At 64.4% G+C, this 23347-nt stretch carries 20 protein-coding genes; 6 read left to right on the forward strand and 14 right to left on the reverse strand.

Translation table 11 applies throughout. From position 1 onward, the window contains the following. Positions 1-76: 76 nt before the first annotated feature. The 6 genes from ABD283_RS14020 to ABD283_RS14045 form a co-directional block, all read right to left on the reverse strand. Positions 77-1147: a hemolysin family protein gene (locus ABD283_RS14020; protein WP_344225561.1), complete on the reverse strand. Its 1071-nt coding sequence runs from the start codon at positions 1145-1147 to the stop codon at positions 77-79. Beyond that, positions 1144-2694 carry a hemolysin family protein gene (locus ABD283_RS14025; protein WP_344225562.1) on the reverse strand — a complete coding sequence of 517 codons (1551 nt, stop codon included), beginning with the start codon at positions 2692-2694 and terminating at the stop codon, positions 1144-1146. Before ABD283_RS14025 ends, ABD283_RS14020 begins: the two co-directional genes overlap by 4 nt. 510 nt (positions 2695-3204) lie before the next feature. After that, on the reverse strand, positions 3205-3693 hold the full coding sequence (locus ABD283_RS14030; protein ID WP_016997640.1) for a pyridoxamine 5'-phosphate oxidase family protein: 489 nt from the start codon (positions 3691-3693) through the stop codon (positions 3205-3207). Positions 3694-3800: 107 nt separating this feature from the next. Beyond that, a complete protein-coding gene (locus ABD283_RS14035) occupies positions 3801-5213 on the reverse strand; it encodes a TIGR01777 family oxidoreductase (RefSeq protein WP_344225563.1) in 1413 nt (470 codons plus the stop codon). An 83-nt stretch (positions 5214-5296) separates the two neighbouring features. Beyond that, the gene (locus tag ABD283_RS14040; protein ID WP_016997641.1) at positions 5297-6418 is read right to left on the reverse strand and encodes a Gfo/Idh/MocA family protein; all 1122 of its coding nucleotides are present in this window, start codon (positions 6416-6418) and stop codon (positions 5297-5299) included. Positions 6419-6609: 191 nt separating this feature from the next. Further along, complete coding sequence (locus ABD283_RS14045; RefSeq protein ID WP_344225576.1) at positions 6610-7410, reverse strand: carbon-nitrogen hydrolase family protein; 801 nt, start codon at positions 7408-7410, stop codon at positions 6610-6612. A gap of 40 nt (positions 7411-7450) precedes the next feature. On the opposite strand from ABD283_RS14045, the gene ABD283_RS14050 reads away from it, so the two are divergent. Continuing rightward, the gene (locus ABD283_RS14050) at positions 7451-8620 is read left to right on the forward strand and encodes an MFS transporter (protein WP_344225564.1); all 1170 of its coding nucleotides are present in this window, start codon (positions 7451-7453) and stop codon (positions 8618-8620) included. A 3-nt stretch (positions 8621-8623) separates the two neighbouring features. Here the strand turns inward: ABD283_RS14050 and ABD283_RS14055 are convergent, their stop codons facing one another. Next, entirely contained in the window at positions 8624-9016 is a 393-nt protein-coding gene (locus ABD283_RS14055; RefSeq protein WP_016997644.1) for a DoxX family protein, read from the reverse strand. Between the two features lie 79 nt (positions 9017-9095). Here ABD283_RS14055 and ABD283_RS14060 point away from each other — a divergent pair, with 79 nt between their 5' ends. The 3 genes from ABD283_RS14060 (at position 9096) to ABD283_RS14070 (ending at position 11794) form a co-directional block, all read left to right on the forward strand. Continuing rightward, positions 9096-9914, forward strand: a complete 819-nt coding sequence (locus tag ABD283_RS14060) for a sulfurtransferase (RefSeq protein WP_344225565.1) — start codon at positions 9096-9098, stop codon at positions 9912-9914. 75 nt (positions 9915-9989) lie between these two features. Next, entirely contained in the window at positions 9990-10991 is a 1002-nt protein-coding gene (locus ABD283_RS14065) for a hypothetical protein (RefSeq protein ID WP_259915842.1), read from the forward strand. A gap of 182 nt (positions 10992-11173) precedes the next feature. Continuing rightward, entirely contained in the window at positions 11174-11794 is a 621-nt protein-coding gene (locus ABD283_RS14070) for a hypothetical protein (RefSeq protein ID WP_344225566.1), read from the forward strand. A gap of 136 nt (positions 11795-11930) precedes the next feature. On the opposite strand, the gene ABD283_RS14075 is transcribed toward ABD283_RS14070, so the two are convergent. After that, positions 11931-13580 carry an AbgT family transporter gene (locus tag ABD283_RS14075; protein ID WP_344225567.1) on the reverse strand — a complete coding sequence of 550 codons (1650 nt, stop codon included), beginning with the start codon at positions 13578-13580 and terminating at the stop codon, positions 11931-11933. Positions 13581-13781: 201 nt separating this feature from the next. Between ABD283_RS14075 and ABD283_RS14080 the strand changes: the two genes are divergently transcribed. After that, positions 13782-15077, forward strand: coding sequence for a hypothetical protein (locus ABD283_RS14080; protein ID WP_344225568.1), 1296 nt, complete (start codon positions 13782-13784; stop codon positions 15075-15077). Positions 15078-15236: 159 nt separating this feature from the next. Here the strand turns inward: ABD283_RS14080 and ABD283_RS14085 are convergent, their stop codons facing one another. The 6 genes from ABD283_RS14085 to ABD283_RS14110 form a co-directional block, all read right to left on the reverse strand. Then, a complete protein-coding gene (locus tag ABD283_RS14085; RefSeq protein WP_344225569.1) occupies positions 15237-16070 on the reverse strand; it encodes an HpcH/HpaI aldolase family protein in 834 nt (277 codons plus the stop codon). Beyond that, positions 16055-16840: a 2-oxo-hept-4-ene-1,7-dioate hydratase gene (hpaH, locus tag ABD283_RS14090; RefSeq protein WP_344225577.1), complete on the reverse strand. Its 786-nt coding sequence runs from the start codon at positions 16838-16840 to the stop codon at positions 16055-16057. Before hpaH ends, ABD283_RS14085 begins: the two co-directional genes overlap by 16 nt. A gap of 106 nt (positions 16841-16946) precedes the next feature. After that, on the reverse strand, positions 16947-18113 hold the full coding sequence (hpaD, locus tag ABD283_RS14095) for a 3,4-dihydroxyphenylacetate 2,3-dioxygenase (RefSeq protein ID WP_129702446.1): 1167 nt from the start codon (positions 18111-18113) through the stop codon (positions 16947-16949). Positions 18114-18224: 111 nt separating this feature from the next. Beyond that, positions 18225-19736: a 5-carboxymethyl-2-hydroxymuconate semialdehyde dehydrogenase gene (gene hpaE, locus ABD283_RS14100; protein WP_344225570.1), complete on the reverse strand. Its 1512-nt coding sequence runs from the start codon at positions 19734-19736 to the stop codon at positions 18225-18227. A 38-nt stretch (positions 19737-19774) separates the two neighbouring features. Continuing rightward, positions 19775-20452, reverse strand: coding sequence for a GntR family transcriptional regulator (locus ABD283_RS14105; RefSeq protein ID WP_344225571.1), 678 nt, complete (start codon positions 20450-20452; stop codon positions 19775-19777). A gap of 40 nt (positions 20453-20492) precedes the next feature. After that, the gene (locus ABD283_RS14110) at positions 20493-22004 is read right to left on the reverse strand and encodes a fumarylacetoacetate hydrolase family protein (RefSeq protein WP_344225572.1); all 1512 of its coding nucleotides are present in this window, start codon (positions 22002-22004) and stop codon (positions 20493-20495) included. A gap of 377 nt (positions 22005-22381) precedes the next feature. Between ABD283_RS14110 and ABD283_RS14115 the strand changes: the two genes are divergently transcribed. Beyond that, on the forward strand, positions 22382-23134 hold the full coding sequence (locus ABD283_RS14115; RefSeq protein WP_344225573.1) for a DUF4352 domain-containing protein: 753 nt from the start codon (positions 22382-22384) through the stop codon (positions 23132-23134). The last annotated feature ends 213 nt before the right edge of the window (positions 23135-23347 follow it).

Consider the following 23347-nt stretch of genomic DNA (forward strand, 5'->3'; position numbering starts at 1 on the left):
GGAATGGGTTTCAGACCATTATGGGTTTGCCGTTGCGGGCGGGTCATCCACCGATTGATTGATTCGCCGTTACGGGTCAGTCCGCGACCGGCTTGCTGGTCGCATCGCGAACCTCACCCACGAGCTCCTCCAGAACATCCTCGAGAGCCACGATGTACACCGACTCGTCCGTGGTGCGCGAATCCCGGGCCACCTGGCCCAGCAGCGCAAAGTGCGCGCCGTCGGCCTGCATGGTTCGAGTGACCTTGCGCAGCTTGTCCTCCGGTGCCACTCGTGCGAATCGACGGATCGACGCCGCCGGGATCGGCACGTGCCGCATGGTCTCGGGCAGACCCAGCACGTCCTTGGTGTGGATGTAACCCATCAGGCGTTCGTTCTGGTCCTGAACGGGGAAGCGCGAGAACCCGGTCTCCGCGCACATCATTTCGATGCCTGCGGCGGTGATATCGCTGGCCACTGTGCGCATGCCCGTCAGGGGCAGAGCGACGTCGTCGGCGGTCTTGTTCTCGAAGTTCAAGGCGCCGGTCAACAACCGGATTTCGTCATTGTCGAGCAGACCTTCGCGGCCGGACTCGGCCACGAACCCGCGCACATCCTCTGAAGTGAAGGAGGACGCGACCTCGTCCTTGGGCTCCACACGGAAGAGCCAGCGGACCAAGTGGTTGGCCGTCTCATTCATGATCCAAATGAACGGGCGGAACACCATGACGAAACCGTGCAGCACGGGCCCCAGCACCATGGCCGAGCGTCCCGGAACCGCAATGGCGATGTTCTTGGGCACCATTTCGCCCAGGACCATGTGCAAGAACGTCACGATCAATAGTGCAATGACCAGTGCAATGGGGTGCAGCAGCGCGGACGGCACGCCAAAGTACTCGAGCGGCTGCTCGATCAGGTGCGCAATCGCGGGTTCACCCACGGCACCGATCAGCAACGAACACGCGGTGATGCCGAGCTGGGTGGCGGCGAGCGCCGTCGACACGTTTTCAATGCCCTTGAGGGCATATTTGGCGGCTTTGGAGCCTTCGGCAGCCTTGGGCTCCAACTGGTCACGGCGGGCCGAGACCATGGCGAACTCACTGGCCACGAAGAACGCGTTGCCCGCGAGCAACAGGACGAGAACGATAATCGCAGTGCTGGTGGTCATCGCTGCTGCTCCTCTCCGGGATCCTCGATCGAGACGTCGTCATCGCGACGGAACGAGGGGTTGCCTTGCTGGCCGGCCTGAGCGGCCTGGAACTCTTCAGCGGTTTCCGGCTGGCGCGGTTCCCCACCCAGCGGATCATTCCGGTGAGCTGGTGGCTTCCACTCGGTAGAGGTGGTCGACCCGCCCCGGGCATCCGGGTCTCCGCCTTCGCGGCGCACCAGGATCCGGTCCACACGGTGCTGATCCATGCGGACCACCTCCATGTGGATGTTGGCCTTGGTGGGCAAATCGTCCTCGTCGCGGTGGGCGTGGTCCGTGGCCTCGACCGTGAGGTTGTCGCCCACACGGGGCAACCGGTCCAGCTCCTCCGCAATGAGCCCGCCCAGAGTGTCTGATTCTTCACCCTCGGGCATGTCCAAGCGGAGCACGTCACCCAGTTCATCGGGACGCAGCAGACCGGAAATCACCAGTCCACCGTCCCGGGTGCGACGGAAGCGCTGCACTCGGGTGTCCTGCTCGTCATCGATCTCGCCCACGATTTCCTCAATGAGGTCCTCGAGGGTCACGATGCCGGCGGTGCCGCCGTATTCGTCCACCACGATGGCCAGCTGCAGGCCCTTGCCGCGCAGCTTGCGCATGAGGGGATCCAGGGTCATTGACTCGGAAACGACATCCGCCGGTGCTGCGATGTCAGCAACGCGCTTGGTCGAACGCTCTTCGAACGGAACGGCCAGGGCGTGGGTGTAGTGCACGATGCCCACGATGTCGTCCACGGATTCGCCCATCACAGGGAACCGGGAGTGACCGGTCTCCGCCGCGGTCAGGAGCATGTGCTCCACGGTGTCATCGGATTCCAGGAAGTTCACGCGCGGTCGCGGACGCATCACATCTGCAGCGGTGCGCTCACCGAACTCAATGGAGCGAGCCACCAATTCTGCGGTCCCAGCTTCCAACGTGCCTTCACGGCCGGAACGGTTGACCACGGCGGCAAGCTCGGCTGCCGTACGTGCGTTGGCGACTTCCTCCGTGGGCGTGAAACCCAGGAAGCGCAGTACTGCATTGGCCGCTCCGTTGAGGACCTTGACCAGCCAACCGAACAGCACCATGAAGATCTTCTGCGGGTACACGACCACGTGGGTCACGCGCATCGGGTCTGCGATCGCCCAGTTCTTGGGAACCAGCTCGCCGAACACCATCTGCGTGAAGGTCGCCACGATGAACGCGGCGGTGGTGGCGATACCGGTGGCCGCAGCGTCGGGCATACCGGCCCAGCCGAGCCCTCCGCGCAAGAGCTCGCCGATACCGGGCCCCGTCAGGAAGCCGGCCACCAAGCTCGACACGGTGATACCCAATTGGGCACCGGACAGGTTGGTCGAGGTTTTCTTCAGGCTGCGCTCAATAACGACGGCGCGCTTGTCACCTTCCGCTTCGGCGCGCTGAATCGCTTGCCGGTCAACGGTGAGGAACGAGAACTCCACCGCCACGAACAGGGCGTTGGCTGCCACGAGGAGCAAAAAAGCCAGCAGGACGAACCATGCTGTCAGCACTGGCCCACCTCGCTCATCGTGGGAACTGCTACGGGCGTTGCCGTGGAGCGGGGGCTAAGGGCTGTGCCGGATCGGGGAAGAGGACTGTGCCTCTTCGGACTGTCCGACTCCTTGTCATCGGCGGAGGCGGGTACACCGAGGTACACCGCGGGCCGGGAGAGTTGAGATGTCACGGAGAAAAGAATACAGAAACACGCGGAACCGTGCCGAGTGACGTTGCTCAAGTGGGTGGAGTGGGTCGCGGTGTGGTGGCTGCGTGGACCTACGGGGGCACCTGGGGTAGCGGTTAGCGCCAACGGGATCCAGATGAACATTTGAGGCGGAGGTTAGCGCCCTTATCGGTGCCCTGAACATATTTGGCAGAAGTACGCCGGTTTATCCCTGGTTTCGACGCGAACCTCTTCCTCAGATGTCGAGCCCCTGCTAACCCCTGCCCCAGATGTCACGAGGCCCCACGATCACGGACAAAACATCCGTGGCCGCGGGGCCTCGCTCGGCACAACTGGTGAGTTACAGCTGCACAGTGTCGTTCTGGCCAGCGTCCGGGCGGTCGCCGGTGACGCGAGCCTTGATGATTTCGAGCACGGTCTTGGCGCCCTCGGAGCTCCAGTACTCACCGGCTTCGGTGTTGACCTGGATCAGCGCTGCCTCCGGGGACTTGGGGTCCGTCTGCAGGAACGCACCGGTCAGGGCGCTGGCGAGTTCTTCCTTGCGCTGCGGATCCTCGACCAGCTCGGCACGTCCGCGCAGGGACACCCAGGTGCCCTTGCCCACGAACGTCACATTGACCTGATCGTTGGCAGTGATCTGCTCCACCAGGTCCGAATCGCGGGAGGTCATGAACCACAGATCGCCGTCGAAATCCTTGTCCTGCACGCCCATGGGACGGGTCACGATGCCGCCGTCCGCGGTGTGCGTGGCGATGACGCACGTGCCGATTCCGTCGATCAGTTCCTTGATGGTCTCTACAGCCTGGGTCTTGCCTTCGGTGTTTCCCATGTGTTCCTCCATTGCGTATCTGATGGTGCTGACCCGATCTCACGTCTCAGATCAGCGGTACTAAATCCTGCGTCTCTCAAGGGGCTGAGTGCCTCGTCTCAAGCGGCTCAGTCCACCCGCCCCAAAATGTGCTCCGCGCAGTCCCGCAGGTTCTCGTGCCGGAAGCGATAGCCGGCGCTCAGGAGCTTGGACACGTCCACCCGGTGGCTTGCCGCGATCAGTTCCTCCGTGGCTTCCTTACCGAGTAGCGCACGCGGGCCGGCCAGCGGGGTGGGAACGATCGCTGGGCGGTGCAGTACTCCCGCGACGATGCGCGCAAAATCCTTCTGCCGCACCGGGTTGGGCGCGGCCACGTGGTACGGACCGGAGGCATCCTCGGACAGCACCAGGTGCGCAACCGCTCCGGCCATGTCGTCGATCCCGATCCAGCTCTGCCACTGCTTGCCCCCGCCCAGCGGCCCGGACAGTCCCGCGGTCATGAGGGGCAATTGGGGCCGCAGCAGACCGCCGCTGGGCGTCAGAACCAGCCCCGTGCGCACATTGACCACGCGCACGCCGTAAGCCTCCGCACCGTGCGCGGCTTTCTCCCACTCATCACACACGTGGGCCAGGAATCCGTCACCGGGGGGTTGCTGTTCGGTCAGGATCTCGTCACCGCGATCAGTCCCGTGATAGCCCACGGCCGATCCGACCACCAGGGCCCGCGGCCGCTGATCCGCCGGAACCTGCCCGATCGCCCGCACCAACAACTGGGTGCTCTCCACGCGTGAGCGCAGGATGTCGTCCTTGTTCTTGTCCGTGAAGCGGGTGGCGATACTCGACCCGCCCAGGTGGAGTACGACGTCGATCCCCGCCAAATCGTGTGGGTTCAGTCGACCTTTGGCCGGGTCCCAGCCGATGACCCCGGGGCCGGATGAAGCGCCTCGTTTGAGCCGTAGCACCTCGTGTCCACCGGTTTCCAGGAGCGCGCACACCTGCGAGCCGATCAGCCCGGAGGCCCCGCCCACGGCAATGCGCAGCCGGGGGCCGCGATGCTCATCGTGGAAGTCGAGGTCTCCGCGCAACTGGCGTTCCCGGTAGGCGAAGATGCGTTCCAACTGACCGCGCATCAGTTTGTCGCTCGGACCGCTGGCGTTCTCCAGCGATTGAGGCAGGGTACGCACCGTCACCTGATCGCGGACGACCGTGCCGCCCTCGGGACTCTCCTCGAAGTTGTGCCGGTGTTCCCACTCCCCCAACGGCCCGCGTTCCATGCGATCAGTGAAGTAGTGCGGGGGATCCCAGTCACCGTGGCGCGCGGTCCACGGCACGTGCACGGTTCCGAAGGTTCCCGGAACGGACACCCCCAGTTTCACGCGCGAGCCGGGTTCGATCCCATCAGTGGGGGCCTCCGTGACCTTGTCCGGCCCACCGCCGAATGGCGGGGTGAGCCTCGTCAGGGCGCCGGGGCGCTGATGCCACGCGAAGACGTCATCACGAGGCTGGGTCAGACGGGTTTCGTACTCGAACTGCTGGGCCATGGTGGGCGTCCGTTCTGTGGGCCGAGTTCTTGGGGCTGGATTCCGGAATCCTGTATTCCGGAGACTGGGACGGCTCGGGTTGATCAGCCGTTCTGGGGAACTTGGTCCACGATCTCGTCATCCTCGGGTTCGTCGGCCGGGGTGACCCTGCGGACCTGTTCCGAGGTGACGCGTCGGTCACGCTCGTACGGGTCCAGAGTGACCGTCTCGCCGGTTTCCAAGGAACGGAGCACGGCCTCGTGGACGCGGGTGTCCAGAAGGCCTTCTTCACCGGAGGGCTCGGGCTGTTCACCGTTGCGGATGCAGTCCACGAAGTACTGTGTCTGACCGCCGAACTGCTCCACCGGGTCGTGGGTGAAGCTCTCCGAATTACCGTCCTTGGTGAGGGTGTAGGTGATACCCACGCCGGGGCCGAAACCGAAACACGGTTCCGCGGTGATTTCACCCTCGGTGCCGGCGATCGTGAACCGGTCCGCAGCTTCGGATGCGTACGAGATGGTGAACTGGGCGACCCGATCTTCCGGGAAGCGAAGGGTCACGGCCACGGTGTCATCAAAGTTGAACTCGCGGCCCGGGGTGCGAACGCCCATGGCATGTACGGAAATGGGTTCGGAGTCGAACAGGTGGCGCACCTCGTTGAGCGGGTAGGTGCCCATGTCCGGGATCGGTCCGCCCCAATATCCGGAGTGCCCGCGGTGGTTTTCCTCCGTGATGTCCTGGGAGAACACGGACGAGAAGAAACGCGGGTTTCCAATGGCCTTCTGGTCCCGAACCTTTTCGATCATCTCCACGGTGCCCGGTTCCTGGTGCAACCGGTAGGCGACCATGAGCGTGGCACCTGACTTCTCCGCGGCATCGATGATGGCCTGGCAGTCCTCGACCGAGGTCTCCATGGGCTTCTCGAGCAGCACGTGCAGGCCAGCGTTCAGGGCCGGTTCCGCGAACTCTCGGTGCCGGAACACCGGGGTCGCCACGTAAACGGCGTCGATGTCTCCGGAGGACAGCAACGCGGGGTATTCCTCGTAGGAGTAGGTGGCCACGCCGAATTCCTGGCCGAGCTCCTCCGCTTTCTCCGCGCTGGACGTCACCAACGCCGCAAGTTCAGCATCCTCGATCCGGGAGAGCCCGGGAATGAATGCCTGCTGGGAAATCTGACCGACGCCCACCACGGCAAAGCGCACGGGGCCGTTGTTCTTCTGGGACATGTGAACCTCCAAGAGTGGTGTTGCTCCCACGCCGAATCACTCAGCGTGCTTATCAGGACAACTGTTTCCACCCTACGCGCGGCTCTCAGCCTTGTCAGCGGTCGTTCACCCAGCGCGCACATCACCCGTGATTCCTGGTTCCCTATCCCGTTTTCGCGCATGGATTTCAGTCATAGGGAACCTTAAAACCGCTACGAGAAGTCGCGAGCGTTCTCCAACACCGGAATGGCCTTGCGGGTCTTCTCCACCAGCTCCAGATCCAGGTCCACCACGCGGTAATCGGGTGCATCCTCCAAGGACGCGATTACCGAACCGTTCGGTGCGGCCACCAGGCTGTGCCCCACGCCCAGCGGTGCGTTGCCCTCGACCTCGCGACCCACCGACGCCGGGTTTGCCTGCCCCACGGCCACCACGTACGACGTCGCGTCCAGGGCTCGCGCTCGCGCCAACAGTTCCCACTGCTCGACCTTGCCGGGGCCGTCACCCCAGGAGGCGCCGAGCAGAACGACCTGAGCGCCGTCGGCGGCCATGCGGGTGAAAAGTGCCGGGAAGCGAATGTCGTAGCAGGTGGCCACGCCCACGGTCACGCCACCCAGATCGAAGGTCACCGGTGCCGCACCGGCCTGCACCGTGTCCGATTCCTTGAATCCGAACGCATCGTAGAGGTGGGTCTTGTCATAGCTGAGCACACGGCCGTCCGCGAGCGCTATGACCGCGGTGTTGCGCACGCGGCCCTCGTTGCCGGGGCTGAACATGCCCGCCACGATCGCCACACCGTGCTCCTGAGCGGCGGCCGACACTGCCTGAGCCCACGGCCCGTCGACCGGCTCGGCAACGTTCTTGAGGCTGCGGCCGAAGGCGAACATGGTGGCTTCCGGCAGCACCAGCACGTCCGCGCCGTCCTGACCGGCGCGAGCGGCAAGCTCTTGGACCTGCGCGAGGTTCTCCTGCGGATCGTGCGAGCTGAGGATCTGTCCGATGGCGATGCGCATGTTTTCCAGCGTATCCGGATCGGGGTGCAGGATGGAGAGCATGAATTCACCCGCGAGCGCCGGCCAACCCGCACAGGTCCCCACGTGGACGCTGGGCGCTGTGGGGTTCGTGTCCTTCTTCGACCGGTTCGGCACCCCGCCCATGTTGCTGATCATGTCCAGCGACACCGGCCTGGATGTGCGCCAGGTGGTCCAGTTGTTCACCGTGTACTCGCTGCTTTATGCCCTGGGGCAACCGCTGTGGGGTGTGCTCAGTGACCGCTGGGGGCGTCACATCGTACTGCGGGTCGCGCTGATCGGAGTGGTGCTCGGTTCGATCGCCAGCGTTCTGGCCAGTGGTTACGCGTTGCTGTTGATCGCCCGCGGCTTCACCGGCCTCACCGTGGGCGCGCTGTATCCCACGCTGCTCACGCTCATCGGGGACACACGCATCGGCCCGGCCAAGGTACATGCGCTTTCGGACTTACTTGCCTATTCATCGATCGGCAATGCCGTGGCCACGCTGACCACCGGCGCGATCGCGGCGTGGCTCAGTTGGCGTGTGGTCTTCGGCATCGTGGCCGTGGCGTGCCTGGCGTTGCTGATCCTGTTGCGTCACGTGCGCGCCCCCAGGCCCGCGCGAACCTCAGCGGCCAAGGGAAGCGCGTTCACCAAGTGGCCGCTCATCGTCTACGCGGTGGCCTTCACGGAGGGCATCGTGCTCGTGGGCATCCTGACCTACGTAGTTCCCGCTCTCCAGAGCGCGGGGGTGAGCGTGGCACTGGCCGGAGTGCTCGGCGCGACCTACGGCCTGGGCGTGGTGGCGGGCGCCCCCATCATGCGAGTGCTGTCCCGACGCTTCACACGCACCCAATGCATGGTGTGGGGAGGCGTGATCATGGTGCTCGGTATGGGTGCCTCCGCCATTTCCGCCACGCCGGTCCCGCTGACCATCACGGCCGTGTGCATCGGGCTGGCCAACGCGGTCCTGCATTCCTCCGTGCAGGGCTGGGCCACCGAGGTCTCCCCGGAGGCCCGCGCCACCACCATCTCGTTCTTCGTCACGTCGCTGTTCCTGGGCGCGGCCGCCGGCACGTTCGTCACGGCCGATCTCGCCGACGCCGCTCAGTTCGGCACCATTTTCAGCATCGGGGCGGTCGCGGGGCTGGGGATCTCAGTGTTTGCCAGCACGGCCCACTCCCGGTGGGTACGCGCCTCGGAGGCAACCTAACCGTCAGGCGTACTTGGCGATCTTGACCGCGCTCGCGATCATGGGGATCTGCAACGGCAGGCGCCCCAGGGAAATCAGTTGCTTCTCGATCGGCCGGTGGCGCCAGTCCCACGCCATTTTCATGTTGCCCGGCCACACCCCGATAAACAGCGCCGTGGCCGCGATACCGCCCAGCTTGCGGGTTGCGGGGACCAGCAGGAGCCCGGCAGTCGCCAGTTCCGCATACCCCGATCCGATCGCCCAGTCCCGCGCAGTTCCGGGTAGCTGCTCGGGAATCAACCGCTCGAACGGTTCCGGCTTCACGAGGTGCAGGGCACCCATTCCGGTGAGCGCCAGACCCGTGAACAGTGCGGACTTGTGAGCGCTTTTGCGTCGCTGCAACAGATTTTTAGTCATACCAAACGGTAACGTGCGGGCATTCCGGCGAGCTGAGCGGCGTCGTAGAGTGGCGATACACGCTCGAAGGGAGACCCTCATGGAACCGTTCGTCACCGCCGACTGGCTGCAGGAACATCGGGATTCCGTGGTCCTTGCGGACGCCCGCATGTACCTGGACGGCCGCAGCGCCCGCGCCGCCTACCTGCAAGGACATCTGCCCGGTGCTGTGTTCGTGGACGTTTCCGAGGCCTTGGCCGCGTCCCCATCCCCTGAGGGCGGCCGCCATCCGCTCCCCTCACCAGAGGACTTTGCTGCGGCCATGTCCGCCGCGGGCATCGGTGATGACTCCACGGTGGTCGCTTACGACGACGCCGGTGGAGTGATGGCAGCACGTCTCGTCTGGATGCTGCGCACCACGGGTCACGACGCCGCCCTGCTGGACGGCGGCATCGACGCCTTCCCTGCCGCCTCGCTGGAAACCCGTTGCGTCACTCCCGACTCAGCCCAGTTCACACCCGTGCCGTGGCCCCGCGAGTCACTGGCCACCATCGACGAAGCAGCCAGCGGCGGCGCGGTGGTTGATGCTCGCGACCGCACTCGTTTCGACGGCCACGGCCCGGACCCCGTGGACCCGCGTTCGGGGCACATCCCCGGCGCCCATAACGTGCCTGCCCGCGAACACCTGGCCGCGGACAAGACCCTGCAGCCCATTGAGCAATTGCGTCAGCACTTCGAGGCCGCAGGAGTCACGGATGCGAGCGACATGATTTCCTACTGCGGCTCGGGCGTGACGGCGTGCCACAACCTGCTGGTGGCCGAGTTCGCGGGGCTGGGTCGCGGGCGACTGTTCCCCGGAAGCTGGTCCCAGTACGCCCACACGGACCGCCCGGCCGAGACCAGCCCGTTACCGAACTAAGCCCCAGGTCACAGCTTGATAACTTAAGCAAATTCGCTATTGCAAAGAAGCGCATGGTAGCTCAGGGTAGGTGACATGACTCACATGAAAGCCCGGTTTTGGGCTACCTCCCTCGGACTCACCGCCGCTTTCGCTCTCACCGGATGCGGGGCCCTGTCCGCCGCTCCGCCGTCGAATCAGGGGGACGGCACATCAGTCGCCGCACCCGCCGATTCCACCCCGAAAAAACCCGCCAATACCGCCCCCAGCCGCACGACCGAAAACCCCGCCCCCGCTCGCACTTCCGACACCCAGCCCGCTATTACCGCTCCCGTTTCTTCCATTCCGACGACCGCAGCACCCGCGGTATCCGCACCGGTGGCAGCTCCCTCAACGGGCGCCGACGGCACTCCAGCACCGGAGATCCCCGCCGTGACGGAACAACCTCCACCTGCCACGGAAGCGCCACCGGCCGAGAACCCCGGAACCCCCGCGACCGAGGCACCGGCAGCGCCGTCGGCCCCGACAGTGGAATCCCCGGCGCCGGGAAGCGGTGGTTACCCCGTGGTGGCTCCGGAGAACTCACCCCAGGTGGGTCTGGACACCAACGGTAAGTACGCCCCGGGCATGAAGTTGGCCGCGATGGATCAGGGGCGATTGTTCTTCGCATACCCGGAGCATTGGAACGTTTTTGCCACCTCCGATACGTCCATGAGCATCACCAGTACGGACAACTACATCGAGGGTGGAATCAACATCCGTGAGGCGGGCGCCCCTGAGCCCGCGATGACGCACACCCGCACCGTCTACGGCCAAGCCCAGGGACCGGATCACGCCGCGAACGTGGTGGTGGGACGTACCGATGGCCCATTCAACACCGATCGGTTGAGCTGGCGCCTTCAGGACCCCACCACCGGCGCATCGGGGTTGACCCTGGGGGACGGGCGCGTGGTCGACATCCAGCTGTACTCGATCATTGGCGAAGGGACTCCCCCGCTGACCGGCGAGCAGATCGAGCAGGTACTCGACGAAATCCCCAACCATCCGGACCACCTGGCGGCCCAAAACATTCTGGGAACCGTCCACCACCTGGGCTGACACCGCGCTGACGGGGAGAGGTTAGCGCCGGGAGAGGGCTGGGGATCGCATACGCGGTTCCCGGCTCTTCCTCGTGCCGTCCTGGGGACCACCCCCATCAGGATGCTTACGTTTTGGACGGTTCAGTGCCAATATTGAAATTAACGAGTGTCATCCGTGACACCCCTGATGAGGAGGCAGCAATGACAAAACGACCCGAGAATTCCGACCCCATTGCTTCGGCCGGCCAAATCGACGACCCCGATCAGCCCGTGAGCCGCGACGACGATCACGAGACCGGCCGTCGCGCGAAGTCCGACGACGACGCGGACAACCCCGCGCACCACGCCCACAATCGCAACACAGACGGCGCCACCAGCGCCGAGGCCGCGCGCTCGGACGAGAAAGCCGCCCGCGGCAGCGGCAGACCTCCCAAGGCTGTCAAGGAAACGGGCTTCCCCAACGTGGATGCCGCAGAAGTCGAGGCGCAGCACGGTCACGACGTCAACTCGTCCGATATGGCGGCGGGGCGCAAATTCCAACCGCCCGCGGGTCGACATGACCCCAATGTTCCCAACTTGCCGACCGCCGGAGGGGACATGAACTCCCCACAAGGCCGCGATCTCAGCGAGGCCGCTCGCGCCGACCGCGACGGAGACAGTTCAGAGGCCGAAACCTACGGCACCCCGGAGAACACGGGCGGCCCCGAGCCGATTACCCATTCGCGCGCCGTCGAGGACCGCGTGCAACAACAAGAGCGCGACTACGACCTCGAGGAAACCGAGCACGGCGAGCGCTACATCACCCCGCGCGAGGAGCGCTGAGTCACCTCAGGGCTTAGCCGTCCAAGCGTGATTTAAGGTTCCGTATCCCCGATTCCAGCGCTGGAATCGGGGATAGGGAACCTTATTTCATGGGTAGGTCACGCCGACGACGCCGCGCGGGCACCCCCGTGAGTGATCAGCGGGTGGGAGAACCCGGGCCCAGCGGAATACCCAGACCCCACCATGCGAGGAAGAACAGGAACCAGACCACCAGCATTGCGATGGACACCGGGATGGTCAGGGACATCAGCGTGCCGATGCCCGCCTTGGGGTACCAGCGCTGCATGAAGCCCAGGGTCATGGCGAAGAACGGGTTCAGCGGGGACACCACGTTGGAGGGCGAGTCACCGATACGGAACAGCATCTGCGTGGTCTCGGGCGGAATGGACAGGTACATGAACATGGGCACCACCACGGGCGCGGTCAACGTCCACTGCGCGGAACCCGAGGTGATCAGGATGTTGAGCACCGCCACGATGAGCACCAAACCGGCGAACAGCACCACGGTCGGGACACCGGCATCCCCGAGGAACTCCGAGCCCTTGATGGCCAGTACCGTGCCCATGTTGGACCAGCCGAACCATGCAATGAACTGGGATGCGGCAAAGAACAACACGATGAGCGGGGCCACCTGGGTGATGGCCGAGGCCATCATGGAGGGGATCTCCGAGAAGTTCTTCAGTGTGCCGGCAACCCAGCCGTAGACGGCACCGCACAGGAAGAACAGCAGAGCGATCGGAACGGCCACGCCGCTGATCAGGACCGATGTGAGCGGTGTTCCGTCCTCACCGGGGAACGGCGTATTGGGCATGAACATCAGCGTGAAGTAAATGGCCAAACCGATCGCCAGGGCGATCAACGCCGCATAGAGCCCCTTGATCTCGCGCTTGGACGTCACCGTGAGGTTTTCGGAGGTCATGGTGGCGGCCTCGTCGCCCGAGCTCTGTTCGGCGCGGTCGCTTGCCTCATCTTCACTGAGTTCGTGAGTCTCGAAGCGCTTGGCGAGCTTGGTCAGAACCAGTTCGGACACCAGCGTGATGGTCAGCGCCAACACCACGGCAGATGCCGCGGAGAAGAAGTAGTTGGCAATGGGCGAAACCGTGTACTCCGGATCCACCAGTTGCGCGGCGGACTGCGTGATACCACCCAACAGCGGGTCGGTCAGGTTCACGAGCAATGACGCGTTGAAGCCGGCCGATGAAGACACGAAGGCGATCACGGCACCCAGCACGGCAGAGCGCCCGGCAGCCTTGAACGCCGCAGCACCCAGGGGGATCAGCACCACCACAATGGCGTCAGAGGCAATGGAACCCGTGACACCGGCGAGGGCCAGGACAAAGGTCAACCAGCCGGCCGAGACACGTGAGACCACGAGCTTGACGGCCGTGTTGATCAAACCGGTGCGTTCGGCAACGGCCACACCCAGAAGCACGGTGATCACCACACCCAGGGGCGGGAACGTGGCGAAATTCTCGACAGCCTCCCCCAGCATCCGCTGGGCACCTTCTGAGGTCAGAAGGTTCTGAATGGCTACTTCTTCGCCGTCTGCAGGATTGACGGCGGTGACTCCCAGGTTGGCCATCAGCGAGGACAGCGCCACGACGATACCCGCAAGGATCACGAACAACCAGAACGGGTCCGGAAGCTTGTTACCCAGCACCTCCACCACGCTGAGCGCGCGGATCACAGGCCCGTCGCGCCGCGGCTGTTCCGCAGAATCTGATGCGGTGCTCGGTGCTGAGCCGGACGGTTTATTCGCCGTGTTATTGGCCTCGGTATCAGTCATGGGAATCTCTCATTGGCTGTCAGGTCGTGGGGCGCGGCGCTTGTGCCCGAGTGCTTCACGACACTATCAAGATGGGGGTTTCACACGCCTCTCAAGAACGTTCAACCATGTCAACTAACTTTTTGTGGTTCACATCACAGGTCTATTACGATCCGCCGTTTACCATTGCAAACCACCGGCAGTCTCGGAAGACTCGAAGACATGGCACAGAGAAAAGCCCGCAACTGGGCTATAACCCTTGGAATATCCACCACTATCGCCTTGACCGGGTGCAGCACTTCAACCCCGGCAAGCACAGCGTCCGAAACGCAACAAACCACGGCGCTGGACGCGTCCGGGACCACGCCGAGCGCGGCGTCGTCGACGGCGCACAGCGGAACCGCACAACCCGCCGCGACCGGTGCGGAACAGACAACGGGTGCCCTCACGGAGACCTACACGGCTCCAGACGAGAGCTACTCCGTGAAGTACCCGTCCTCATGGAAAGCCACGACCGATAAGGGCTACCTGGAACTGACCAGCCCTGACGGCACCGTGACCGGCCACGTATCCGCAACTGGCACGTACGCCCCGGGTGAGGAATGGTTTACGGATCGCCACCTCGACCACAAGAACTCCTATCCCGCTGAGCGTCTCACCGAACTTCTGGGCACCACGGTGAGCCTCTACTCCGGCTTCAAGGCTGGGGACAGTCCCGAACAGGATGTCGTGGCGCACGGACTGACTCAGGTCAACGCCAGCGGCATGGTGGGGTTGGGCAAGACCAACAGCAAGGAAGAGCTGTGGGCCTCCTTCGAGCAGACCGGCGTGAACACGACCGGCAAGGCCCTGACGGACGCGGAGGCCGCGGAGGCCACCGAGAAGGCGGTGACATCGGAGAACGGTGCGACGACTCAGGCCATCCTGAAGTCCGTCGAGATCACCCCGGAGGCCTCCCCCGAGCCGCCCGCTCAAGGTGAAGCGGAGGCGTTGACGGAGACCTACACCGCTCCCGACGGACGGTACTCGCTGAAGTACCCGTCGTCATGGACGGCGAAAACTGACCAAGGCTACTTGGAGCTGACGAGCCCCTCGGGCGAGTTCACCGGCCGCGTTGCCACCACGGACATGCGACCGGCCACCGAGGAGTGGTTCACCTCCACCAGGACCATGGGAGATGGTGGAGTGGAATCACCCATCACTGAACAGCTGGGTAGCCCGGTGAACACCTACTCCGCGTATGTTCACAGCCCCGAGTCCGCAGACAAGGATCAGGCGCTGTATGGGCTCACGCAGGTCAACTCCTCGGGCATGGTGTCACTGCTGAACGGCTCCGGCACGGGTGAACTCTGGGTTGAGTTCTTCGCAACTCCGCCCACCGTGACCAACCAGGCACTGTCGCATGAGGAAGCAAAGGAGATTTTGCACAAGGTCGACACGACCTACACGGACGTCCCCACGGTCAAGGCCATCCTGCAGTCGATCCGACTCGGCGACACCGCGGTGTCCGGTGGCTAATCATCCCGTCCAGACTTTGGACGAACCCCGACCCGGCCCCGAAAGGACCGGACATCGAAGGCCCGGGTAGCGATCGCTACCCGGGCCTTCTCCGTGTCTCCCGACCTGGGCCAGTTCAGGAGTTGAACTGCGTGGCCATGACGTCAGCCTAAACAACGCCTACTTCTGAAAAGCCTCCAACAGGGCCCGGCTGCCGTTGGCGAGCAGAGCGACGTCGGCGCCCACGTTGACGAAGTCCGCCCCCGCGGCGAGGTAGTCCCGCGCCTGTTCCTGGGCGAAGGCGTTGACGCCCACGAACTTGCCCGCGGCCTTGACCTCGGTGATGACGTGCTTGACGGCGGCGACCACGTCCGGATGAGTTTGTTGACCGATCAGCCCCATGGAGGCGGCCAGGTCGGACGGGCCGATGAACACGCCTTCGACGCCCTCGACCGCCGCGATCTCGGTGATGTTCTCCACCGAGGCCGCGGATTCGGCCTGCACGATCAGCGTGATGGTCTCGCGCGCTCGCGCCAGGTAGTCGGGGATGCGGTTCCAGCGCCCGGAACGGGCCAGTGCGGAGCCGACGCCGCGCACGCCCTCGGGCGGGTAAGCCACCGCACGCGCGGCGGCCTGGGCTTCTGAGACCGAATCGACCATGGGCACCACCAGGGTCTGAACGCCCAGGTCCAGGTACTGCTTGATGATGACCTCGTCGTTGGCCGGAACCCGCACCATGCCCAGCGTGGGATAGGCGGCCATCGCCCGCAGCACGGATTGGATGGTCTCCAGGGACAGCGTCGAGTGCTCACCGTCGATCAGCAGGTAGTCGAAACCGGTGCCGGCAAGGATTTCGGCGGCGGTGGGGTCACCGGACGAGTGGAAGATTCCCACGACCGGTTGCTCGCCGTCAGCCAACGGAAAGAGGTCCTTGAGGCTCGGCAGCGCACCCGGCAGGTTCGCCGCGTCCTCCGCTCGGAAGGACTGAATCAGGTTGTTCACTCGAAGCGACATGTAATGGCTCCCAAATCTCCGTAATCGGCATGCACGGTGTCACCGGGATGGACCCACATGGGCTTGGTGAACGAGCCGGCCAGGATGATGCTCCCGGCAGGCAGCGAATCGTTGTGGGCGGCCAGCTTGTTGGCCAGCCACACCACACCGTTGGCCGGGTGGTTAAGCACGGCGGCGGCCACGCCGGTGTCCTCAATGGTCTCGTTGCGGTACAGCAGCGCGGAGACCCAGCGCAGGTCCACGGCATCCGGGGCCACCGGGTTGCCGCCGTAGACCATGGCGCCCAGGGCGGCGTTGTCCGAGATGGTATCGACGATGGTGCGACCCTCCATCTCGATGCGCGAGCTCAGGATCTCCAGGGCAGGAACCACGTATTCGGTGGCGCGCAGCACGTCGAAAATGCTCACGTTCGGACCCTTGAGCTCGTCCTTGAGCACGAACGCCAATTCCACTTCAATGCGCACGTTCGAGTACTGATCGTGCTTGATCACGGAGCCGTTCTCGTAGACCTGATCGGCGAAAATCGCACCGTAATCGGGTTCGCTGATGCCCGTGGCCTCCTGCATGACCTTGGACGTCAGGCCGATCTTGCGGCCCACCAGGCGGCGCCCGGATTCCTCACTGCGGCGGCGCCACTCGTTCTGCACCGCGTAGGAATCCTCCACGGTCATCTCCGGGTACTGCTGCGTGAGCCGCGGAATCATGGTGCGGTCGCGTTCGGCCGCGGCCAGATCGTCCGCGATCTTGGTGATGCGTTCCTGCTCCAGCATGGGGTCTCCCTCGCGTTGGTCGGGTTTCACTGGCGACGACGCCGCTCGGCCGCCGCGGGCGCGGAACGGCCCGGCGGCGTCGTCGTCAATCACGAAAGTCGAGTGGTCAGAGCTGGTTGCCCAGCTTGTACTCGCCCTTCTTCCAATCGGGCATGGACTCCTCGCCCTCGGAGGCGCGGGTGTAGGAGAAGCCGTCCGCGCCGATGGTCGCGGCCATTTCAGACTCGTCCGTGCGGGCAATGACTTCCTGCGGGTTGCCGTCCAGGTCGAGCACCAAGGAAGCCTCGGTGTACCAGGACGGGACCACGGGCGTGCCCCACCAGTCGCGGCGCTGATTGTCGTGGACATCCCACGTGACCACGGGGTTGTCCGGGTCGCCGGTGTAGTAGTCCTGGGTGTAGATCTCCACGCGGTGACCGTCCGGGTCGCGCAGGTAGAGGTAGAACGCGTTGGACACACCGTGGCGGCCGGGACCGCGCTCGATCTTGTCCGACTGGCGCAGGGCACCGAGCTTGTCGCAGATCGCCAGAATGTTGTGCTTCTCGTGGGTCGCGAAGGCTACGTGGTGCATGCGGGGGCCGTCGCCACCGGTCATGGCGGTGTCGTGCACGGTGGGCTTGCGGCGCATCCACGCGGCGTAGACGGTGCCCTCTTCGTCCTGGATGTCCTCGGTCACGCGGAAGCCCAGGTCCTGCATGAACTTGGTGGCGCGGGGAACGTCCGGGGTGACCTGGTTGAAGTGGTCCAGTCGCACCAAGGCGCCGGGGGTGTAGAGGTCGTAACGCCAAGCCAGGCGTTCCACGTGCTCCACGTCGTAGAAGAACTCGTACGGGAAGCCCAGCGGGTCCTCCACGCGCACCGAATCACCGATGCCCTTGGTGAAGCCGTCTTTGTTGCGCTCCACGCGGCAGCCGAGTTCCTCGTAGAAGGCGACGGCCTTGTCGAGTTCCTCCGGGCTGCGCACGCGGTAGGAGAATGCGGCCACGGCGGCAACCGGGCCCTTGCGCAGCACCAGGTTGTGGTGGATGAACTCCTCGATGGAGCGCAGGTAGATGACGTTCTCATCCTCTTCGGTCACGGTCAGGCCCAGCACGTCCACGTAGAAGTCGCGGGAGCGCTTGAGGTCGGTGACCACGAGCTCCATGTAGGCGCAGCGCAGGATGTCCGGCGCGGGAACCGAAGGGGTTTTGATCGGGTTGTCGGTGGAGATCGGGGCTTCCTGGGATACATAGAAGCCCGAGGACGTCATTGTCCGGTCTGCGGGATTCGTCATGATGGTTGTCCTTCGTGATGAGGGTGATCAGGTGGTGGGGTTCGAAAGTTTCACGTGCAGTGTGCTTGCGTAGCCGCGGGCCGGTCGCACTGACCGACCCGCAGCGCAGAGTCAGTCCTGCTTGCCGAAGACCGGGTTGTGGACCTCGCCCAGGTTGATGTGCACGGCCTGCTGGTCGGTGTAGAAGTCGATGGAGCGGTAGCCGCCCTCGTGACCCAGGCCGGAGGCCTTCACGCCGCCGAACGGGGTGCGCAGATCACGCACGTTGTTGGAGTTCAGCCAGACCATGCCGGCCTCGACGTCCTGCGCGAAGTTGTGGGCACGCTTCAGATCGCTGGTCCACACGTAAGCGGCCAGACCGTACTTGGTGTTGTTGGCCAGCTCGAGTGCTTCCTCATCCGAATCGAACGGAGTGATCGCCACGACCGGACCGAAGATCTCCTCCTGGAAGATCCGGGCCTCCGGCTTGACGTCCACGAACACGGTGGGTGCCACGTAGTTGCCGGTCTCGAAGCCCTCGGGGCGACCACCGCCGGCCACTAGACGGGCCTCGGACTTGCCGAGCTCCACGTAGGACATGACCTTCTCGTAGTGCTCCGGGTGCACCAGGGCGCCCACCTCGGTTGTGGGATCCGAGGGCAGGCCCACCTTTACGCGCTTGGCCTGAGCCGCGTAGCGCTCCACGAACTCGTCGTAGACCCCGCGCTGAACCAGGATGCGCGAACCGGCGGTGCAACGCTCGCCGTTGAGGGAGAACACACCGAAGATGGTGGCGTTGATGGCGGCGTCCAGATCGGCGTCGTCAAAGACGATGGCCGGAGACTTGCCGCCCAGCTCCATGGACAGGCCCTTGAGGTAGGGCGCGGCGTTGGCAAAGATGATCTGCCCGGTGCGGGACTCACCCGTGAAGGAGATGAGCGGTACGTCCGGGTGCTTGACCAGCGAATCGCCGGCGTAGCCTTCTTCGCCGTAGCCGTTGACCAGGTTGAACACACCGGCGGGAACGCCGGCTTCCTCGAAGATGCCCGGCCACAGGGAGGCGGAGAGCGGGGTGAACTCGGCGGGCTTGAGCACCACGGTGTTGCCGGTGGCGAGCGCGGGGCCCAGCTTCCAGGACTCGAGCATGAACGGGGTGTTCCACGGGGTGATCAGGCCGGCCACACCGATGGGCTTGCGGTTCACGTAGTTCACCTGGCGGCCGGGAACCTTGTAGGTGTCATCGCTCTGGGCCACGATCAGGTCCGCGAAGAAGCGAAAGTTCTCCGCCGCGCGGCGGGCCTGGCCCAGCGCCTGGGTGATGGGCAGACCGGAGTCGTAGGACTCCATGGCGGCCAGCTGGTCACCGCGGGACTCCACGATATCCGCGATCTTGTGCAGCACGCGAGAGCGCTCGCGGGGCAGCATCTTGGGCCAGGGGCCCTCTTCGAACGCGGTCTTGGCGGCGGCCACGGCGGCTTCGATGTCCGCCTTCTTGCCGGAGGCTGCCTTGATGTAGGGCTCGTTGGTGACCGGGTTCAGGACATCAAAGGTGTCTCCGTCAATGGAGTCCACCCATTCGCCGTTGATGTAGTGGCGGATGGAATCGGGCAGACCTTCGGGCTTGGCGTCGGTGTTCGTAGTCATGTGTACTCCCAATGTGTGTGCTGGGTGGGGACGGTTGGTCAGTTGTCCCCGCGGCTGTTCAGGTAGCTGCGTAGCGTGGCGGTGCGGTGTTCGCGCACTGCCTTCTCCACGGCGTCCGCGGGGGCGTGGGTCTCGATCAAATGCAGGATGTGGTGGTGCTCGTGCACCGAGGCGCGAGCGCGATTGGGGACAAAGGAGAACGTGGAGGTGCGCAAGTGGTTCAGGCGTTCCCACTCCACGGCGATCAGGTCGTTGAGGCGCTGGTTCGGACACCGGCACGCCAGGATTTGGTGGAACTGGTGGTTGACGGCGGTGAAGGTCTCCGGGTCGAAGTTCTCGAGTGATTCCTCGAGCTTGGCGTTGAGCTCACGCGCTTGCGCGAGCTCTGCCGCTGTCAGGTGCGCCGCCGACTGCGCGGTGGCCGCACCCTCCAGGATCCCCAGGGTCTCCATGCTGTAGCGGTACTGCTCACCGTCCACCATGGACACCCGGGCGCCCACGTTGCGCTCGAACGTCACGAGCCCCTCGGCCTCCAGCCGCCGGATCGCTTCGCGCACCGGCACCACGGACATCCCCAACGTCTGGGCGATGTTCGCGAGCACCAGGCGGTATCCGGGCGTGAAGGACTGCTCCAGGATCTGCACCTTGATCCACTCGTAGGCGTACTGGGCCTTACCGAGTTTCTGAGCTGCTTCCGTGCGAGCCGGGGTTGCCATGGGGTTGCCTCTGTCCTCGATCAGTTCCGTGTGAGCCGTGTCAGTTGCCGGGAACCGGATTCTCGGCGAGCCACCGCTGGAACTTTTCTTTCCATTCACCCGTGGGTGGGAACAGGCCGTCGACGGGGTTGCCCTCGGCCACGCGTTCGGCCACCCAGGCGTCCTCGTGTTCCTTGGCCAGTGCCGCGTCCACGACCTCCTGGGCGATGTCGCGCGGGATCACGATCACGCCGTCGTCGTCGCCCACGATCACGTCGCCGGGCAGGACGGTCGCGTTGCCGCAGGCCACGGCGATGTCCTGGTCCCACGGGACGTGACGGCGCCCGAGCACGGCGGGGTGAGCGGTCTGGGCGAAGACGGGCAAGCCAATCTCCTTGACGGCCTCGTAATCGCGCACGCCGCCGTCGCTGACCACACCGGCCGCGCCGTTGAACTGGGCGCGCAGGGCCAGGATGTCGCCGAGGGTTCCGGAACCTGCCGAACCGCGGGCCTCGATCACGATCACTTCGCCCGGGCCCACGGCGTCAAAAACTCGCTTCTGGGTGTTGTACCCGCCGCCGTGGGACTTGAAGAGGTCCTCGCGGTTCGGGACGAAGCGCAGCGTCTTGGCCGTGCCCACCATCTTGGTGCCGGGCGTCTGGGGGTAGACGCCCTCGATCACCACGTTGTTAAGGCCGCGCTTGCGCAACTCCGCGGACAGACCGGCGGTAGGTGCCTTTTCGAGCTTGGCGCGCAGGTCGTCGGGCAGGCTCTTGGTTTCTTCGGCCGGGAGTCCGGCCTCTTCGCGGGAGCCCCAGGCTTCTTCGCGCTGCTTATCGTCCACAGCGGGCATCGCGCCCAGGTTCGAATCAAAGCTCGCAGCGCCCTCGGTGACGCGACTGACCAGGCGGCCGGTGCTCGGAGCGCCGTCGGCCTGGGGAGCGTCAACTTCAATTTCGACGACGTCGCCCGGCTGGGCCACGGACGATCCCGCCGGGGTGCCGGTCAAGATGACATCGCCCTCTTCGAGCGTGACGTGCTGCGAGAGGTCCGCGACGAACTGTGCGAGCGGGAAGATCATGTGGTCGCCGGCGGTGACGTCATCCTGGACCAGGTCTCCGTTGACCCAGGTACGCACGCGCAGCTGGTCGGGGCTGACCCTGCGGGCGTCGATCAGCTCGGGGCCGACCGGGGTGTAGCCGTCGCGGCCCTTGTTGCGCAGGTTGGAACCCTTGTCCGCGGCGCGCAGGTCGTAGACGCCCCAGTCATTGGCAGCGGTGACAGCGGCCACGTGATCCCAAGCGTTCTCTAGGGAGACATTCTTGGCGGGCTTGCCAATCACCAGAGCGATCTCACCCTCGTAGGCGAGCAGCTCGGTGCCTGCAGGACGCTCAATTTCAGCACCGGAACCGGCCAGGGAGCTGAAGGGCTTGATGAAGTACGAAGGAACCGCCGGCTTGCGACCACGCTGTGCAGCACGGGATTCGTAGGCCAGGTGCACGGCAATGATCTTGCCCGGCTTCACCGGAACCGCTGCGACCTGGGAAGGAACGTTCTGAGCGCTCTCAGTCATGGAGCCTCCTCTGGTTATCCTCGGATGTTATTCGAAATCGTATATTATCTGCGGCGGGTCAACAAGGGGTGATCTCGTTGCGTGACCGCTGGGCGCTCGGCCCTAGCTTGTAGATCCTTGAAACCTTGCGGTTTGATCGTATCCAACTTGTACATGGTTTGACTAGTTGCTGCGGGGAGCTTCTTTTCGGGACGTATGACTTGCGCCACTGGAAGTGCATGTGTCTCCCGCCCGTCACTTCGACAACTTGCCAACCGAACTTGATCTCCACGCCCGGACGGGGCCTAGCTCGACTGCCACTCACGTGATGGCTGATGAAGTACTTGAAGCGTCATGTAGATTTCGAAAGTATCCCCAGTGCAACCACGGAGTCAGCCATGCCTTATGTCCCCACTTACCCCTCCCCCGCACCCCAAAAGAAGAAGGTTTGGCCGTGGGTTCTGGCGGCCATCGGTGCCGTGCTGGTCCTCGCGCTGACGCTGATCCTCGGAATAGCCCTGGGCAAAGTTGGAAGCTCTTCTAATGGAGAACCCGAGGAGCCGGTTGCGGTGGCACCAAGCGTGGCGCCCGATAGCGAAGCCCCCGCATCAAGCGGTGGAGACTCCCCCGCCACGGGCTCCGATCTTCAATCCCCAGAAACAGCCGGACTCACCGACCGGGGAACTATCCCCATGGCGCCCGGCTCTTCAATCACCACATCAACCCCAGAACAGGGAGAGCTTGCCTCGATGATGGTGCATTCGATCGAGGTCGATCCGGTCTGCACCGGGCCATACGCTCGGGCACCCAAAAACGGGCACTTTGTAGTCATGGACGTATCCGTGAAGGTTGCACCCCAGAGCACCTTGAGCGCTGCGGGGAATTACTACCCCTCTGTGAGTTTGCGCCAGGGAGGGTTCCGCGCGGTGGACAATGACGGCAATGTAACGCCAGGCAATGACATCATCGGCAACGGCTACGGGTGCCTTCCTGAAGAAGACACCGTCCCGGTCGATGTGAATGCTGGCGAGAAAACTTCCGGCAAGATCATTTTCGATGTGCCGACTGCCGAGGGCGTCATCATTCTCCCGGAGCTCTTGGAGCCAGCTTCTGGCAACAACGGCTGGGAATGGGCTTACCCCGCGCAGTAGCTTCTCTCTGGCTATGAGCAGCCAGCCAACTACTTGCCGAACGATGGCGAGACCCGTCAACGGGACCGCGCGCACTCTGATCGACAGTGCGACCTTCTGCCCCGCAGGCACGGAACTTGATCGACGGTGCGACCACGGATTAGCGGCGGATTCAACGGGTCATTGCAACAGGTACTCTTCGAGGGTTTCGTATGGGGTGGCGAACTGCAAGCG

It is taken from the genome of Kocuria atrinae (assembly GCF_039531425.1).
GTDB classification, from domain to species: Bacteria; Actinomycetota; Actinomycetes; order Actinomycetales; family Micrococcaceae; genus Kocuria; species Kocuria atrinae.

Excerpts from the sequence above, each read along its gene's own strand:
- ABD283_RS14020 (WP_344225561.1), bottom strand. The coding sequence starts at position 1,147 with ATGACCACCAGCACTGCGATTATCGTTCTCGTCCTGTTGCTCGCGGGC.
- ABD283_RS14030 (WP_016997640.1), bottom strand. The coding sequence starts at position 3,693 with ATGGGAAACACCGAAGGCAAGACCCAGGCTGTAGAGACCATCAAGGAA.
- ABD283_RS14035 (WP_344225563.1), bottom strand. The coding sequence starts at position 5,213 with ATGGCCCAGCAGTTCGAGTACGAAACCCGTCTGACCCAGCCTCGTGAT.
- ABD283_RS14040 (WP_016997641.1), bottom strand. The coding sequence starts at position 6,418 with ATGTCCCAGAAGAACAACGGCCCCGTGCGCTTTGCCGTGGTGGGCGTC.
- ABD283_RS14045 (WP_344225576.1), bottom strand. The coding sequence starts at position 7,410 with ATGCGCATCGCCATCGGACAGATCCTCAGCTCGCACGATCCGCAGGAG.
- ABD283_RS14050 (WP_344225564.1), top strand. The coding sequence starts at position 7,451 with ATGAATTCACCCGCGAGCGCCGGCCAACCCGCACAGGTCCCCACGTGG.
- ABD283_RS14055 (WP_016997644.1), bottom strand. The coding sequence starts at position 9,016 with ATGACTAAAAATCTGTTGCAGCGACGCAAAAGCGCTCACAAGTCCGCA.
- ABD283_RS14060 (WP_344225565.1), top strand. The coding sequence starts at position 9,096 with ATGGAACCGTTCGTCACCGCCGACTGGCTGCAGGAACATCGGGATTCC.
- ABD283_RS14065 (WP_259915842.1), top strand. The coding sequence starts at position 9,990 with ATGACTCACATGAAAGCCCGGTTTTGGGCTACCTCCCTCGGACTCACC.
- ABD283_RS14070 (WP_344225566.1), top strand. The coding sequence starts at position 11,174 with ATGACAAAACGACCCGAGAATTCCGACCCCATTGCTTCGGCCGGCCAA.
- ABD283_RS14075 (WP_344225567.1), bottom strand. The coding sequence starts at position 13,580 with ATGACTGATACCGAGGCCAATAACACGGCGAATAAACCGTCCGGCTCA.
- ABD283_RS14080 (WP_344225568.1), top strand. The coding sequence starts at position 13,782 with ATGGCACAGAGAAAAGCCCGCAACTGGGCTATAACCCTTGGAATATCC.
- ABD283_RS14085 (WP_344225569.1), bottom strand. The coding sequence starts at position 16,070 with ATGTCGCTTCGAGTGAACAACCTGATTCAGTCCTTCCGAGCGGAGGAC.
- hpaH (WP_344225577.1), bottom strand. The coding sequence starts at position 16,840 with ATGCTGGAGCAGGAACGCATCACCAAGATCGCGGACGATCTGGCCGCG.
- hpaD (WP_129702446.1), bottom strand. The coding sequence starts at position 18,113 with ATGACGAATCCCGCAGACCGGACAATGACGTCCTCGGGCTTCTATGTA.
- hpaE (WP_344225570.1), bottom strand. The coding sequence starts at position 19,736 with ATGACTACGAACACCGACGCCAAGCCCGAAGGTCTGCCCGATTCCATC.
- ABD283_RS14105 (WP_344225571.1), bottom strand. The coding sequence starts at position 20,452 with ATGGCAACCCCGGCTCGCACGGAAGCAGCTCAGAAACTCGGTAAGGCC.
- ABD283_RS14110 (WP_344225572.1), bottom strand. The coding sequence starts at position 22,004 with ATGACTGAGAGCGCTCAGAACGTTCCTTCCCAGGTCGCAGCGGTTCCG.
- ABD283_RS14115 (WP_344225573.1), top strand. The coding sequence starts at position 22,382 with ATGCCTTATGTCCCCACTTACCCCTCCCCCGCACCCCAAAAGAAGAAG.